General features: G+C 63.3%; 12 protein-coding genes. 8 read left to right on the forward strand and 4 right to left on the reverse strand.

Annotated elements, in window-relative coordinates; all coding sequences use genetic code 11:
- Positions 1 to 111 precede the first annotated feature (111 nt).
- The 4 genes from HV670_RS16480 to HV670_RS16495 form a co-directional block, all read right to left on the reverse strand.
- Positions 112 to 1,581, reverse strand: coding sequence for an efflux transporter outer membrane subunit (locus HV670_RS16480; RefSeq protein ID WP_175105868.1), 1,470 nt, complete (start codon positions 1,579 to 1,581; stop codon positions 112 to 114).
- Positions 1,574 to 2,755 (reverse strand): efflux RND transporter periplasmic adaptor subunit, encoded by a 1,182-nt coding sequence (locus HV670_RS16485; RefSeq protein WP_175105869.1) that lies wholly within the window; start codon positions 2,753 to 2,755, stop codon positions 1,574 to 1,576. The genes HV670_RS16480 and HV670_RS16485 overlap by 8 nt, the downstream gene beginning before the upstream one ends.
- Positions 2,745 to 5,939, reverse strand: coding sequence for an efflux RND transporter permease subunit (locus HV670_RS16490; RefSeq protein WP_175105870.1), 3,195 nt, complete (start codon positions 5,937 to 5,939; stop codon positions 2,745 to 2,747). The genes HV670_RS16485 and HV670_RS16490 overlap by 11 nt, the downstream gene beginning before the upstream one ends.
- A 196-nt stretch (positions 5,940 to 6,135) precedes the next feature.
- Positions 6,136 to 6,393 carry a hypothetical protein gene (locus HV670_RS16495; protein ID WP_175105871.1) on the reverse strand — a complete coding sequence of 86 codons (258 nt, stop codon included), beginning with the start codon at positions 6,391 to 6,393 and terminating at the stop codon, positions 6,136 to 6,138.
- Between the two features lie 120 nt (positions 6,394 to 6,513).
- Here HV670_RS16495 and HV670_RS16500 point away from each other — a divergent pair, with 120 nt between their 5' ends.
- The 8 genes from HV670_RS16500 to HV670_RS16535 all read left to right on the forward strand — a co-directional run bounded on the left by HV670_RS16500 (position 6,514) and on the right by HV670_RS16535 (position 15,334).
- Entirely contained in the window at positions 6,514 to 6,963 is a 450-nt protein-coding gene (locus HV670_RS16500; RefSeq protein ID WP_246257531.1) for an Lrp/AsnC family transcriptional regulator, read from the forward strand.
- A gap of 198 nt (positions 6,964 to 7,161) precedes the next feature.
- Entirely contained in the window at positions 7,162 to 8,274 is a 1,113-nt protein-coding gene (locus HV670_RS16505) for a saccharopine dehydrogenase family protein (RefSeq protein WP_175105873.1), read from the forward strand.
- A 248-nt stretch (positions 8,275 to 8,522) separates the two neighbouring features.
- Complete coding sequence (gene amaB, locus HV670_RS16510) at positions 8,523 to 9,959, forward strand: L-piperidine-6-carboxylate dehydrogenase (RefSeq protein WP_246257533.1); 1,437 nt, start codon at positions 8,523 to 8,525, stop codon at positions 9,957 to 9,959.
- Positions 9,960 to 10,317: 358 nt separating this feature from the next.
- Complete coding sequence (locus HV670_RS16515; protein WP_175105875.1) at positions 10,318 to 11,424, forward strand: Gfo/Idh/MocA family protein; 1,107 nt, start codon at positions 10,318 to 10,320, stop codon at positions 11,422 to 11,424.
- On the forward strand, positions 11,421 to 12,557 hold the full coding sequence (locus tag HV670_RS16520) for an ABC transporter substrate-binding protein (RefSeq protein ID WP_175105876.1): 1,137 nt from the start codon (positions 11,421 to 11,423) through the stop codon (positions 12,555 to 12,557). Before HV670_RS16515 ends, HV670_RS16520 begins: the two co-directional genes overlap by 4 nt.
- Positions 12,558 to 12,611: 54 nt before the next feature.
- On the forward strand, positions 12,612 to 13,799 hold the full coding sequence (locus HV670_RS16525) for a CaiB/BaiF CoA transferase family protein (protein ID WP_175105877.1): 1,188 nt from the start codon (positions 12,612 to 12,614) through the stop codon (positions 13,797 to 13,799).
- Between the two features lie 31 nt (positions 13,800 to 13,830).
- Entirely contained in the window at positions 13,831 to 14,346 is a 516-nt protein-coding gene (locus HV670_RS16530; RefSeq protein WP_175105878.1) for a MaoC family dehydratase, read from the forward strand.
- A gap of 139 nt (positions 14,347 to 14,485) precedes the next feature.
- Positions 14,486 to 15,334, forward strand: a complete 849-nt coding sequence (locus HV670_RS16535) for an amidohydrolase family protein (protein ID WP_175105879.1) — start codon at positions 14,486 to 14,488, stop codon at positions 15,332 to 15,334.
- Positions 15,335 to 15,396: the final 62 nt, after the last annotated feature.

Consider the following 15,396-nt stretch of genomic DNA (forward strand, 5'->3'; position numbering starts at 1 on the left):
GCTGCCCGGCCCGTCGCAAGCCTGCCGCGCGCATCGCGTCGCCGGTCCAGCCGCCTGAACGGCAACGCAATGCGGCAAGCAACGACTCGTCCATTCGCAGACGAGCTATTTCTAGTTCGCCTTGGGCGTCGCCCCCGCTGCAACCAGTACGGGCATCGCCTTAGTGCTGGCGAGTTCCGCATCCGACCAACCACCGCCGAGCGCGCGCACGAGCTGCACATTGGCGCTGAGTTGATTCGTCTGGATATCGAGCAAGGCACGCTGTGCATCGAGCGCGACCGTCTGCGCCTGCACGACGTCGAGATAACCGATCGCACCCTCCTTGTATTGGTTCAGCGCGAGGTCGACCGAGTGTTGGGCAGCGTCGGCAGCGTCACGCTGATCCTTGAGCGCGGTGCCGAGGTCGGTCAGCATTGAGAGATTGTCCTCGACCTGCTGGAACGCCATCAGCACGACGCTGCGATAACGCGCGCCAGCCTCGTCGGTCGCGGCTTTCGCGGCATTCAGCTGGGCCCGGCGCAAGCCGCCGTCAAACACGTATTGCACGAGCTGCGGGCCGATTGCCCAGTACAGGTTTGGCGCGCTGAGCAGGCTCGCATACATGGAGCTCTGGAAGCCGGCCTGAGCGCTTAAAGTAAGCTGCGGGAAATACGCGGCACGCGCTACACCGATCCTCGAATTGGCCTCGGCGACCCGCCGCTCCGCGGCAGCGACATCAGGGCGCCGCTGGAGTAGGGCAGAGGGCACACCGATAGGAATCGTCGGCAATGGGATCGAGGCGGTCTGCTGCGGCATCGTGAATTCGCTTGCCGACTGGCCGACGAGCACGGCGATCGCATGCTCGACGAGCGCACGCTGGGCGATGTTCTGCGACAACATCGACTTCGCTGATGACAATTGCGCCTGCGCCCGCGAGACATCGAGCCCCGCGACGATTCCGCCGCCGTGGAGCGTCACGGTCAGTTCGAGTGCCTTGGCGAAGGCGACCACCGTTTGCTGGAGCAGTTCGGTCTGCTGGTCGAATCCGCGCAGCCGCACATAGCTGTCCGCCAACTGGATTTGCAGGCTCAGTTGGACAGAGGCAAGGTCGGCCCTCGATGCCTGGGCCTCGTCCCTCGCCGCGGCGACGCTGTCGCGTACCTGGCCCCAGAGGTCGACTTCATAGTCGACCTCGCCACCGACCGTGGCGGAGTTGTACTCGTTCGGACCGCCGACACGCAGGGGCCGGTTGTCCGACTGCCGGTTGCGCTGCGGCAAGCCCGCCACGCTAACCGTCGGATAGAGTGCCGATTCGCTCTCCGAAAGGAATGCCCGAGACTGCTCATAGTGCGCGAGCGAGGCGCGCAAGTCGGAGTTGTTCGCGAGCAGGCGCTGTTCGAGGTCGTCGAGCTGAGGATCGCTGTAGATCTTCCACCAGCCGTCGCGGCTCAACTGATCGGCGGGCTGTGCGCTGGTCCACGGCCCGATGGTCCGGTAGCTGTCGGCGACCGGCGTCGGCGGCACGTGATAGTCGGGTGCGAGCGAGCAAGCCGCGAGCCCGACGGTGCCGGCCAACAGCGCCGGGAGTCCGTACTTAACCATGTGCGGCCGCCTTCTTGTCGGTCGTCGCAACCTGCACGGCATCGCCGTCGAGCAGGCCGTCAGGTGGGGTATCGATCACGCGGTCGTCTGGCGTGAGACCCGAGCCGATCTCGACGGCGTCGCCGAGGTCGCGGTTGATCGTGACGGGCTTGAACTGCACACGGTTGTTCGCGCCGAGCGTCGCGACGACGAGGCCGCGGCTGTCGAACACGAGCGCGCTCGCAGGGATGCGTACCATATTGGCCTGGACGGGCAGCGAGAACTGGATGTTCGCGAAGCCACCGGGCAGGAGCTCACCGCTCGAGTTGTCGACGAGGAGCTGGACCAGGGTCGTGCCGGACTGGGCATTGACCGAGCCGGACGATGCGATCACGTGGGCGGAGAAGGTCTGGCCGGGATGCTCGGGCACGGTCAGGCTCGCGGTTGCGCCAGCATGCACTTCAGGCGCGTAGTTCTGCGGCACCTGCACATAGACACGCAACTGCTTGACTTCGGAGACGGCGAACAATTCCTGTCCGATTCCACCGCTGCCCGCATTGATCAGCTGGCCGATATCGGTATCACGAGCCGTGACCACACCGTCAAATGGCGCGACGATTCGGGCAAAGCCCTTGGTCGCGACGAGGCGATCGACATTGGCTTGGGCGGCCTGGACGAGCGCGTCCTTCGCCGTGAAGTCGGCGGTGCGCATGTCGACATCCTGACGCGATACCGAGTCGGAGCTGAGCATGGCCTGCCAGCGGTGCGCGGTCGTGCCGGCGAGCGCTGAGTTGGCCTTGGCGCTGCTGAGGTCGGCCCGTGCCTGCAGGATCTGCTGGTCGAGTTCGGGTGTCTCGATTTCGGCAAGCACTTGCCCGGCCTTGACCGGCGTGCCGATGTCGGCCGTCCACGTCTTGAGGTAGCCGTTCACGCGCGCAAAAATCGGCGCACTCGTATAGGCCTCGAGTCGTGCGGGCAGGTTCAGCATCGGCCCGGTGGAGTCGCGGCTGGGCACGACGAGATTGACGGTCGGCACGGCCTGGGTGTCGGTCCAGGTCTCGAGATGGCGCGCATCGGAGGAGCGCGTCTCGATGCCTGCGGCCACCACGAGGACGACGGCGACGACGGCGATCACGCCGACGACTTTAATACGGCGCCGCGGGATGACGACGGGGGAAGTGGTTTCAGACGACATGAGCAGGACCTCGGGAAGCGGATGCCGGGGTAGACGCGCGCCCAGGGCGCGAGTGAACGATGCAGAAAATCACGGGGACGAGCAGGAGCGACGCCGCAGTGGAAAAGATCAGACCGCCGATCACGGCTCGGCCGAGCGGCGCGTTCTGCTCGCCGCCTTCGCCGAGCGCGAGGGCCATCGGCGCCATGCCGATGATCATCGACAGGGCCGTCATCAAGACGGGCCGGAAGCGTGTGAAACCGGCCTCGAGCGCGGCCTGAAGCGCGTTGCCGTGTTCGGCGAGGCGCTCGCGGCAGAAGCTCACGACCAGGATCGAGTTCGCCGTGGCAACCCCCATACACATGATCGCACCGGTGAGCGCGGGCACCGACAGGGTCGTATGCGTCGCGAACAGCATCCAGACGATGCCGGCGAGCGCAGCCGGCAGCGCCGAGACGATCACGAACGGGTCGGCCCACGACTGGAAGTTGACGACGATCAGCAGATAGATCAACACGACCGCGCCGAGCAGGCCGAACAACATGCCGGCAAACGCGCTGTTCATGGTCTGGACCTGGCCGAGCAGGGCGACGGTCGAACCCTTGGGCAGCGTGTTCGCGTGGTTCTTCACGATCTGCTGGATCGCGCTCGCGACCGTGCCGAGATCGCGATCCTGCGTCGTGGCGAAGATCTCGACCATCGGCTGGATGTTGTACTGGCTGACCACCGCATTGCTACCCGTACGCTTGAAGGTCGCCAGGCCCCCGAGGATCTGCGCGCCCGAGGTCGGGCTCGACGAGATCGGCAGGTTGCGCAGCTCGGCAAGCGAATCGAGGCTGTATTGCGGCGTCTGCATCACGATCGGATACGAGATGCCGTTCTGGTTGTTGAGCCAGTAAGTCGGCGCGACCTGGCTCGAACCGGCGAGATTCACGACCATGCTGTTGGTCACATCGCGCTCACTGATACCGAGCAGCTGGGCACGCGTGCGGTCGACATTGACCTCGAAGGTCGGATTGGCCTGGGACTGCTGGATGCGTGCATCGGCGACACCGGGCACGCGGCGGATTTCACGCAGCAGCTGGTCGGCGTAGACGAAGTTGGCCGGCAGGTTGTTGCCGCGGATCTGCAGGTCGACCGGGGCAGGTGAGCCGAAGTTCAAGATCTGGCTGATGATGTCCGCGGGCGGGAACGAGAACGTGACGCCCGGAAACTCGCGCGGCAGTTTCTCGCGCATCTCGCGGACATACTCGGCGGTCGGCCGGTGGCCCTCCTTGAGCGCGATCTGGATATCGCCGTCCTGCGTGCCGATCGTGCCGGTATTGTTATAGGCCAGGTTGATACCGCTGACCGGCATCCCGACGTTATCGACCATGGTGCCGAGTTCTGTCGGCGGGATGATCTGGCGAACCACGTTCTGGACGTCCGCGAAGATCTGGGCGCTCTTCTCGATACGCGTCCCGACCGGCGCGCGCACGTGCATCAGGATCTGGCCTGAATCGACTGCGGGGAAAAAGTTGCGGCCGAGAAACGGTACGAGCGTGAACGACAGGACGATAAAGGCGTAGAACACGCTGACGAACGGACGCCGGTTGGCCAGCGCGAGCGTGAGCAGGGCGTGATAGCCGCCGCGGATCTTTTCGAAGCGCGCTTCAAAGCCGCGCTGGAAAATCACGAGCGGATTGCGGCTCGGCGCCACGTGGGCGCCCTCTTCATGATGGGCGTGCTTCTTGAGCAGGTAGTTCGCCATCGTCGGCACGAGCGTACGCGACAGGATGAACGACGAGATCATCGCGAAGATCACGGCCTCGGCCATCGGCACGAACAGGAAGCGCGCGACGCCCTGGAGGAAGAACATCGGCACGAACACGATACAGATACAGAGCAGCGACACGAATGCCGGCGTCACGATCTGCGCGGCGCCGTCGAGAATCGAGGTCTCGACCTCCTTGCCCTGCTCGAGGTGCCAGTTGATGTTCTCGATGGTCACCGTCGCATCGTCGACGAGAATCCCGACCGCGAGCGCGAGGCCGCCGAGCGTCATGATGTTGAGCGTTTCACCGAGCGCCGAGAGCGTCGCGATCGACCCCAGGATCGCCAGCGGGATCGAAGTCGCGATGATGATCGTCGAGCGCCAGCTACCGAGGAACAGCAGGATCATCAGGCTCGTCAGCGCGGCGGCGATGATCCCTTCGCGGGCGACGCCGGTGATCGCGGCCCGCACGAACAGCGACTGGTCGCCGATCGGGGCGACGACCAGGGAGTCGGGCATCGAGGATTTCGCATTGAGCACTTGCTGCTTGATGCCCGCGATGATGCCGAGCGTCGAAACCGAGCCGTTCTTGAGCACCGACATGAGCACCGAGCGGTGGCCGTCGACGTGAACGATATTGGTCTGCGGCGGGCTGCCGTCGCGTACGTTGGCGACGTCGCGGATATAGACCGTCGTGCCGTTGACGGCCTTGATCGGCATGTCGCCGAGCGCCTTGATGTCGAACGGCGCGTTGTTGAGCTGCAGGGTGTACTCAAAGTCCCCCATTTTTTGCGTACCGACCGGTGTGAGCAGGTTCTGCATCGCGAGCGCGTTCGCGACGTCCTGCGCAGAGAGGCCGTGCGCCTGGAGCGCGGCCGGGTCGACGTCGATCTGGATCTGGCGCGTCTTGCCGCCGAACGGGTAGGGGATCGCCGCGCCCGCGACCGTCACGAGGAAGGGCCGCAGGGAATTGAGCCCGATGTCGGCGAGGTTCTGCTCGGAGAGCCCCTTGCCGGACAAGGCGAGCTGGATGATCGGCACCGTCGACGCGTTGTAGTTCAGGATCAGCGGTGGCGTAGTGCCCGGCGGCAACTGCCGGAGCTGCGTCTGCGCGATCGCTGTGACCTGTGCGTTCGCCGTGCTGATGTTGACGCCCGGCTGGAAGAAGATCTTGATGATCCCGAAGCCGTTGACGGATTCGGCTTCCATATGTTCGATGTCGTTGACGGTGGTCGTCAGCGTGCGTTCGAATGGCGAGGTGATGCGGCCGACCATCTGGTCAGGCGGCAGCCCCGTGTATTGCCAGACCACGCTGATCACCGGGATCCGGATATCCGGAAAGATGTCAGTCGGGGTCCGCATGGCGGACAACGGCCCGACGATCAAAATGACGATCGCCAGGACGACAAAGGTGTATGGCCGTTTGAGGGCAATACTAACTAGGCCGAGCATGAATATTCCGGGAGCGGGGTGGTTAAACGGCTAAACAACTTACAGACGGCTTGCGACGGCAAGCTACAGAAGCGGTTCGTCATGGCGGTACTGCCCAATCCATCGTGTGGTCTGCGCAGCGTCGCGAGAAAACCGGAATGTACACAAATGGAATTGAATTTGCAGAACCTTTGGACAGGGGTAAGGCCACGGGATGCTAACCCGAGCTCACTTTTTGTGCGATGTCGTTGAGGGTAAACCAGTCTTTTGCGAAATAAAACAATGGCTGAGGCACGCCGGCACGGCGGGGGCGGGCTCGGCGGGATGAACGGGGATGCAGGAGAGGAATTTTTGTTACCGAATATTGATCTGAGTTATATGGCAATTGCGTCAGCAATTTCATGGCAATTGCGTCAGGATTGGCATGTGAATACGGAATGGCCCGGATATGAGAAAAGAAGCGGGAAAAACCCAAGGTTATTATTTGATGCCAGGCCGTCGGGCCGTCGTTTGCCAGAGAGGTTTGGTGGCCTCGACCTGGTCCGGTCCCGTTCGATCGTTTTCAGGAGACTTTCAAATTTCCAGACGAAACGCCGTGCAGAATCTTGACGAGATCGATCTGAAGATCATCACCCACCTCCAGGACGATGCGCGCACGAGCACGGCGCGTCTCGCCAAGGAGATCGGCGTCGCACGTACCACGGTCATCTCCCGGATCGCGCGGCTCGAGCGCGACGGCGTCATCGCGGGCTACAGCCTGCGGCTGAGCCGCGAGGTCATCGACGGACTCGTGCAGGCGTTCGTCGGCATCACCGTCGAGGCGCGCAGTGGGCCTGACGTGATTCGCAAGCTGTCGAAGATCGTCGAAATTCAGACCCTCTGCTCGGTGAGCGGCGAGTTCGACTATATGTTGATGCTCCAAGCGCCGTCGCCTGCGCGGCTCGACCGGCTGCTCGACGAGATCGGCTCGATCGAGGGCGTCGCGCGCACGCGCACCTCAGTAGTCCTGTCGAGGAAGATCGAGCGGGGCACGCAACTGTTTTGAGCGGACTCAGTCGCGGCATCGGTGACGGCATGAGAGCGGGGGGCAGGCGCCGTCTCGTCAAACTGACGTTATTCCGGTCATATCGTCACGGATGATCCGTTGTGCTCGACAATTCATCCATTTCGATTGACTGCATGGCCATATAAAATTTCTGTAAACGAGGTCGATCGCCGACTCGGGTTCTACAGGAGCAGGGCCATGAAAATCATCCTTCTGGGAGCGGGTCATATCGGAGGGGCCATTGCGACCTTGCTCCATGACAGCGGCGACTACCAGGTCACGGTTGCCGATCGTGAGGCCGCGGCGCTGGCCAAGGTGGCCGAAGCCGGTGTGGCGACCGAGGTGATCGATCTGTCGGATCTCACTCTGCTGACGAGGCTCGTAAGCCGCTTCGAGGTCGTCGTCAACGCGCTGCCGTATCAGATGGCGATCAAGGCTGCGACCGCCGCGCGCGCGGCCGGTGCGCACTATTTCGACCTCACCGAAGACGTCTACGCGACCCGGGCGATTCGTGCGCTTGCCGAAGGGGCAGGCACCGTCTTCATGCCCCAGTGCGGCCTCGCGCCCGGCTTTGTCGGCATCGCCGCTCATGAACTCGTCAAGCGTTTCGACAGCGTTCGCGATGTCAAGATGCGGGTGGGCGCACTGCCGGAGTTTCCGACCAACGCGCTCAAATACAATCTGACCTGGAGCGTCGACGGTCTCGTCAACGAATATTGCCACCCTTGCGATGCGATTCGCGCAGGCAAGTTGGAGCGCGTTCTGCCACTCGAAGGGCTCGAACATTTCATGCTCGACGGTACCGAATACGAGGCGTTCAACACCTCGGGCGGTCTCGGCACGCTATGCGAGACGCTCGCGGGCCAGGTCGAGTCGCTCGACTACAAGTCCGTGCGCTATCCGGGGCACCGCAAGCTGATGAAATTCCTGCTCGAGGACCTCCGTCTCAGCGAAGACCAGCAGACGCTCAAGAACCTGATGCGCGCGGCCGTGCCCTCGACCATGCAGGACGTCGTGCTGATCTTCATCACGGTCAGCGGCGAGCGCGACGGTCAGTTCTCCCAGGAAACCTTCAGTCGCAAGATCTTCGCGCAGGAGACGCGACGCGGGCGCATGAGCGCGATCCAGATCACCACCGCGGCAGGCATTTGCGCGGCGGTCGACTTGCTGCGTACTGGGCGCTTGCCGAAGGCCGGTTTTGTCGGACAGGAATCGATCGCGCTCGGCGACTTTCTCGCCAATCGCTTCGGGCGTGCGTATCACCCGCAGATGCGCATCGAGGTAGGTTCGGAAATTCTGGCGGCGGCTTGAAGCGGCCTCCGAACTGGCGGTGTCAGTCCAATGGAAAAAGCGTAAGTCCCATGTCTCTTGGAGATGATGTTGGGGTGCATTCGTTGAAGTGGGAATCCCCTTCCTTCAGGTAGGGGGAGGACGTCAAGCATGGGACGATGACTATGGCAACGGAAATGGATTCGGAAATCGTCAATGAGCCCGTCGGCGGGAAATCGGGCACCCGGCGCGCGTTGGGTTTCGATCTTGAGGCGGGGGTCGAAGGAGGCATGCGCTCGATTTCGCCCATCGACGGATGCGTGCTCGGACACGTACACCGCAATATGCCGGCCGACGCCGCCGGCATTGCCGCGCGTGCGGTCATGGCGTTCGATGCCTGGCGCCGCGTGCCCGCTCCGCAGCGCGGCGAACTCGTACGCCTGCTCGGCAATGAACTGCGCGCCGCGAAGACCGAACTGGGTCGACTGGTCTCGCTCGAGGCCGGCAAGATCGAGCAGGAAGGGCTCGGCGAAGTACAAGAGATGATCGATATCTGCGACTTCGCGGTGGGCTTGTCGCGCCAGCTCTACGGCTTGACGATCGCCTCGGAGCGGCCCGATCACAAGATGCTCGAGACCTGGCATCCGCTCGGCCCATGCCTTGTCATTACCGCGTTCAATTTTCCAGTGGCTGTCTGGGCCTGGAATGCTGCCCTGGCGCTGGTCTGCGGCAACAGCGTCGTATGGAAGCCGTCGGAGAAGACGCCGCTCACCGCGCTCGCGGTCAAGCAGCTCTTCGACAAGGCCTGTCAGGCGTTCGGCGCCGTGCCCGGGGATCTGGTTCAGGTTGCCAACGGGGAGCGCGAGTTCGGTGAGACGCTGGTGGCCGATGCGCGCTTTGCGCTCGTCAGTGCAACGGGCAGCACGCGCATGGGGCGCCAAGTCGCCGCGGCGGTCGCGCCGCGTTTCGCCCGGACCATTCTTGAGCTTGGCGGCAATAACGCCACGATCGTTTGCAAGACCGCCGACCTCGAACTTGCGCGGCGTGCGGTCGTATTTGCGGCCGCCGGCACGGCCGGCCAGCGATGCACTTCCTTGCGGCGGCTCTTCGTGCACGAGTCGGTCCACGACGAACTCGTCGCGAGCCTGAAAGCGGCCTATCGCCAGATACGCGTTGGCGACCCGCTCGATGGGCAAACGCTCGTGGGGCCGCTGATCGACCGTGCGGCTTTCGAACGCATGCAACACGCGCTTGCTTGCGCGCGCGAACAGGGCGGCAAGGTGACCGGCGGCGAGCGGACCGCGCCCGAGATGGGCGAGCATGCGTATTACGTGCGGCCCGCGCTGGTCGAGATGCCATCGCAGACGGCGATCGTCCGCGAGGAAACTTTTGCACCGATCCTCTATGTGATGAAGTTCGCGAGCCTCGACGAGGCAATCGCATTGAACAATGCGGTGTCGTATGGCTTGTCGTCGAGCATCCTGACCCACGACCTGCGCGAATCCGAACGCTTCGTATCGGCGCTCGGCAGTGACTGCGGGATCGCCAACGTCAATATGGGGCCGAGCGGCGCCGAGATCGGCGGCGCGTTCGGCGGCGAGAAAGACACTGGCGGCGGACGTGAATCAGGCTCCGACGCGTGGAAAGGCTATATGCGCCGGATGACGACGGCGATCAACTACGGCGAGTCGCTGCCCCTCGCGCAAGGGGTACGCTTCGACGTCTGAGTTTTCGTTTTCGAAGTGCCCTATCCAGGGCACTACCCCTGGACTCGTCACATCGTCTGCGTATTCCTCTCAGACCACCGCCTCATTCGACCCAGGCCTCACTCCCGGCCTGTCTGGGTCGAACGCCTCGTTCCGTTTCACCTATCCCGACGCTCCCGGGTTTACACCCTGCTCGCTCGAACCATTTGTATGATACTTTACGAATGAAATTGAATTTCACAAGCAAATTCACGGATGACTTTCACAAGTCGTCGCTTCACAAATCAAATTAGGCCTCGCGATGCGCCGGGCGGCCAGATGCCATCAGGCATGGCTGCCAGCGTACTCGGGGAGTTCGGACGGAGGGGGAGCCCTTACGATGGATGCTGCGCTGGACCATTTACAACAACGCTGGCCGCTACCTGCGAAGCCCAGGCCGATTGCGATCATCGGCGCCGGCGCGATCGTCCGCGATGCTCACTTGCCCGCCTACCGCAAGGCAGGCCTCGAAGTGGCCGCGATCCACGACCGTGACCTCGGCAAGGCGCGCGATCTTGCGGCCCAGTATGGGATCGCGCGAGTCTGCGAATCGATCGCGGAGCTTGCGGCCATCCCGGGCGTTGTCTTCGACCTTGCCCTGGTTCCCGAAGCGGCGCTGATGGCGCTCGAACAGTTGCCCGAAGGCGCGACCGTCCTGATCCAGAAGCCGCTTGGCCGTACACTCGCCGAGACGCGGCAGATCGTCGAACTCTGTCATCGCCGTCAACTCATCGCCGCCGTCAACTTCCAGTTGCGCTTCACACCGATGATGCTCGCGGTACGCGACGCGCTCGCGCGCGGACTGCTCGGCGAACTGCTCGATGTCGAAGTCCGTCTCGCCTGTCGGACGTCGTGGCATCTCTGGCCATTCATGTCGGATCTCGAACAGGTCGAGGTGCCGATGCATTCGATCCACTACCTCGACCTCATCCGTAGCCTCCTCGGTGAACCGCGCTCGGTCATGTCGCGTTCGGTCCCGCATCCGGCTCACCCGACACTGCGGGATGCGCGCACCAGCACGATTCTCGATTTCGAGGCGCCGGTCCGTTGCTGCTTATCGCTGAACCACACCTATCAGTTCGGTCCTGAAGGCGAGGCCGCAACGTTGCGCATCGAAGGTACGCGCGGGGCCGTGGAAGTCAAACTCGGCCTGCTGCTCAACTATCCCAATGGCGAGCCGGAAACCCTGCGGCTCGCGACGCTCGGCCTGTCCGAGGGGCTCGGAGCCGCTGCGTTCAATTGGACCGATATTCCGCTCGAAGGTCGGTGGTTTCCGGATGGGTTCATCGGCACGATGTCCAATCTCCAGCGCTTCGCCGCCGGCGAAGATCCTGTCCTCCACACCGCCGTCGACGATGCGCTCCATACGATGGAACTCGTCGACGCCTGCGCGCGTTCGAGCGCGCAGGGCGGTATCCGTCCTTCTCGAAGCGAGCTTCAAGCATGATCACATTGCGCGGCATCACCTGGAACCATACCCGGGGCTTCCTGCCGAAGGTCGCGACCGGACAGCGGTTCCAGGAACTGAACCCCGGTGTCGAGATTCAGTGGCAGACGCGTTCGCTGCAGGCATTCGCCGATTTTTCGATCGAACAGCTCGCGTCGAAATTCGACCTGCTGGTGATCGACCATCCGTCGATCGGCGAAGCCGCGGCGCATGGCCTGTTCGTGCCGCTCGATACGGCCTTGCCGCAGGATTTTCTTCAGGACCAGGCTGCGCAGAGCGTCGGCTCTTCGCACCCGAGCTATGAGTACGATGGTCATCATTGGGCGCTCGCGATCGATGCGGCGACGCCGGTCGCGACCTCGCGCAGGGACTTGCTAGACCGTGCAGGCGTGGCCGTGCCCCAGACCTGGGACGAGTTGATGACGCTCGCGCGGGCGGGTCATGTCGCCGTGCCGGCGATCCCGATCGACAGCCTGATGAATCTCTTCATGCTGTGGGTCAACGAAGGGGAGATACCGTGCGCGGGTCCGGAGCGCTTCGGCAGCGACGAAGTCGGCGAACGCGCGCTGAATGCGCTGCGCGAGCTCGTGACGGCCTGCGACCCGGCCTGTCTGAAGCGCAATCCGATCCAGACCTATGAAGCCATGACGCGCTCGGACACGCTGTTCTATTGTCCGTTCGCCTATGGCTATTCAAACTATTCGCGCCCGGGCTATGCGGCCAGCCTACTCGAAGCCGGCCCGCTCGTCACGCGCAAGGGCAGCCGCCTGCGTTCGACGCTCGGCGGCGCGGGGCTGGCCGTATCGGCGGCTTCGCCGCACCGCGAGGCCGCGCTCCAGTACGCACGTTTCGTCGCGAGCGGCGCCGTGCAGGGGGGCATCTATGTGCAGGGCGGCGGCCAGCCTGGCTACCGCGCGGCCTGGCTCGACGCTGAAGCGAACCGTCTCTCGAACAACTATTTCACGCGGACCCTTTCGACGCTCGACGAAGCCTGGCAGCGCCCGCGCTACCCTGGCTATATCGAATTCCAGAACGACGCCGGTCTCGTCGTGCACACCTGGCTGCGCGGTGAGGCCGGGTTGCGCGAGACGCTCGACGGATTGAACCGCCTGCATCGCCAGTATTGGAAATGAGGCATCCCGCGCAAACCGGCAATGAGTCACCAATAAGTTATCGACGAGTCTTAAATGAGTGCCACTGATTCCCGTCCGCTTGCCGGACTGCTCGTGCTCGACATGAGCCAGTTTCTGTCGGGGCCGTCCGCCGCGCTGCGGCTCGCCGATCTCGGCGCCGACGTCATCAAGATCGAACGTCCGCAGCAGGGCGACCTGTGTCGCCAGCTCTACATTTCGAACCTCGAGCTCGACGGCGACAGCACCCTGTTCCATACGATCAACCGTAACAAGCGCAGTTACGCGGCGGATCTCAAGAACCCCGAGGACCTCGCACGCGTGCGCAAGCTGATCGAGCGTGCCGACGTGCTGATCCAGAATTTCCGCCCGGGAGTGATGGAAGGCATCGGCCTCGACTATGAGAAAGTCCGCAAGATCAATCCGCGGCTCGTCTACGGCGTGGTGACCGGCTATGGTACCCAGGGCCCCTGGGTCAAGCTGCCGGGGCAGGACCTGCTGGTGCAAAGCCGCTCGGGCCTCGTCTGGCTCAACGGCGATGCGTCGCAGGGGCCGGTGCCGTTCGGCCTCGCGGTGGCGGACATGCTGGCGGGCGCGCATCTGGTCCAGGGTCTGCTCGCCTGCCTCGTGCGGCGCGGCATCACGGGCGAGGGCGGCCTCGTCGAAGTGAGCCTGCTCGAATCGACGCTCGACTTCCAGTTCGAAGTCTTGACGACCCATCTGAACGACGGCCGGCGCAGCCCGTCGCGCAGCACGATCAACAATGCACATGCCTATCTCGGTGCGCCCTACGGGATCTACAAGAGTGCCGACGGGTATCTCGCGCTGGCGATGGGTTCGGTGACGCGGCTCGGGCAGTTGCTCGAATGCGATGCGCTCGCCGTCTTCGCCGACCCGCGCAGCTGGTTCGAACAGCGCGACGAAATCAAGCAGGTGCTCGTGGAGCACATCGCGACGCGTCCGACGACCGAATGGCTCGCGAAGCTCGAAGCCGCCGACTACTGGTGTGCGCCGGTGATGGATTGGAACGAACTGCTCGAACACGACGGTTTCAAGGTGCTCGACTTCTTGCAGGATGTGGTGCGCGACAACGGCGCGTCGATGGTGACCACGCGCTGCCCGATCCGTCTCGACGGTCTGGCGCTCAAGGCGAGCCGGGGCTCGCCAACCGTCGGCGAGCACAATGTCGCGATCGATGCTGAGTTCGACCTGCGGATGGGGGTGGTGAAGGGCTCCGTGATATGAGGGCGCGCGGTCCAATAAAGGAAGTCCTGCAATGAAAAATCCGAATGCCGATCCCGCACTGCATGGGCAGATCCCCGTCTGGAACGCGGAGAACTGGTTCTACGAAGACATCGTGCCGGGCCACCGCATCCGCTCCCTGCGCCGCACCTTGTCGGAGGGCGAGAGCATGCAGTTCAATGCACTCGTGCTCGATATGCATCCGTACGTCGCCGACGAAATGTTCGCACGCGAGGAGGGCATCTTCGGGCGCCGTCTGATCGCGGGTGCGTTCGTGTTCAGCGCGGGGCTCGGCCTGGTCGCGACGAACTGCGTGAACGCGTTCTCCTACGGCTACGACAAGCTGCGCTTCATCAAGCCGGTGTTCATCGGCGACACGATCTACACGATCAAGACGGATCTTGAGAAGCAGCCCAAGTATCCCGACATGGGACTCTATCGCGCGTCTTACGAGGTGTTCAAAAATGATGGCGAACTCGTGCTCTACTGCGAACATTTGCAGACAGTAAAGTATCGCGACGCGGTCGCGGCGCACGGCAACTCGCTGTGAACGACGGCACCGGCGCGCATGCCGGTGTCCGTGCTTGTACGGATACCCGTGACCGGGCCGATGCCCTTATCGTCTGCGTTCCGACGTCAACCCCGACTCCGTGCAGGCTCATTGCTTGCCGCAAGGACCGTTATCCAGTATGAAGATCCTCGACACGCATCTGCATTTGCTCTATCCCGAGTCGCTGAACTACCCGTGGACCCAAGGGGCACCCGAGTTAGCCGTCGCCGCGCATATCGAGGACTTCGCGGTGCTCGCGAAGCCCGCGAACATCGTCGAGGCACTGATGATGGAAGTCGATGTCGATGCTTCGCAGATCGAGGCTGAAATCGATTTGATCGGCGAGATCGTTGCGCGCGCGGACAACAATGTGATCGGCATGATCGCCGGATGCAGGCCCGAGCATTCGACCGCGGAGTTTGCCGCCTTTGTCGATCGGCTTGCCTCGCGGCCGCATGTCAAGGGTCTGCGTCGGATCCTGCATCAGGCACCTGACAGCCTTTCGCAAAACGACATATTTTCCGAAAACCTCAACTTGCTGGCCGCGCGTGGCTACACCTTCGATTTGTGCGTGCTGGCGACACAGTTGATGAATGTGGGCCTGCCGCTGGCGCAGCGCTGCCCCGATCTCACGTTCGTGCTCGATCACTGCGGGGTGCCCGATATCAAGGGTGGGGCGCTCGCTCCCTGGCGCGATTCGATGCGGGCGATCGCCGAGCTGCCGAACGTGAACTGCAAGGTGTCAGGTATCGTCGCGTATGCGGCGCAAGGCTGGCAGGTCGACGACCTAAGGCCGTACTTCGAGCATGTGGTCGAATGCTTCGGCTGGGATCGCCTCGTCTGGGGTAGTGACTGGCCGGTGTGCCGGCTCGGCGGGGACTTGGGCGCCTGGGTCGCTGCGACGTCGAAGCTGCTCGAGGGATGTGATGCAAGTCAGCAGTCAGCGATGCTGTACGACAACGCGCGGCGGATCTACCGGCTCGACTGAGCTGACGTAAATCCTGCGGGGCGCTGGGTCTGGAGTCTGGTTTTCGGCGTCCGCTTTCCGGC

This window comes from Pararobbsia alpina (assembly GCF_902859895.1).
GTDB classification, from domain to species: domain Bacteria; phylum Pseudomonadota; class Gammaproteobacteria; order Burkholderiales; family Burkholderiaceae; genus Pararobbsia; species Pararobbsia alpina.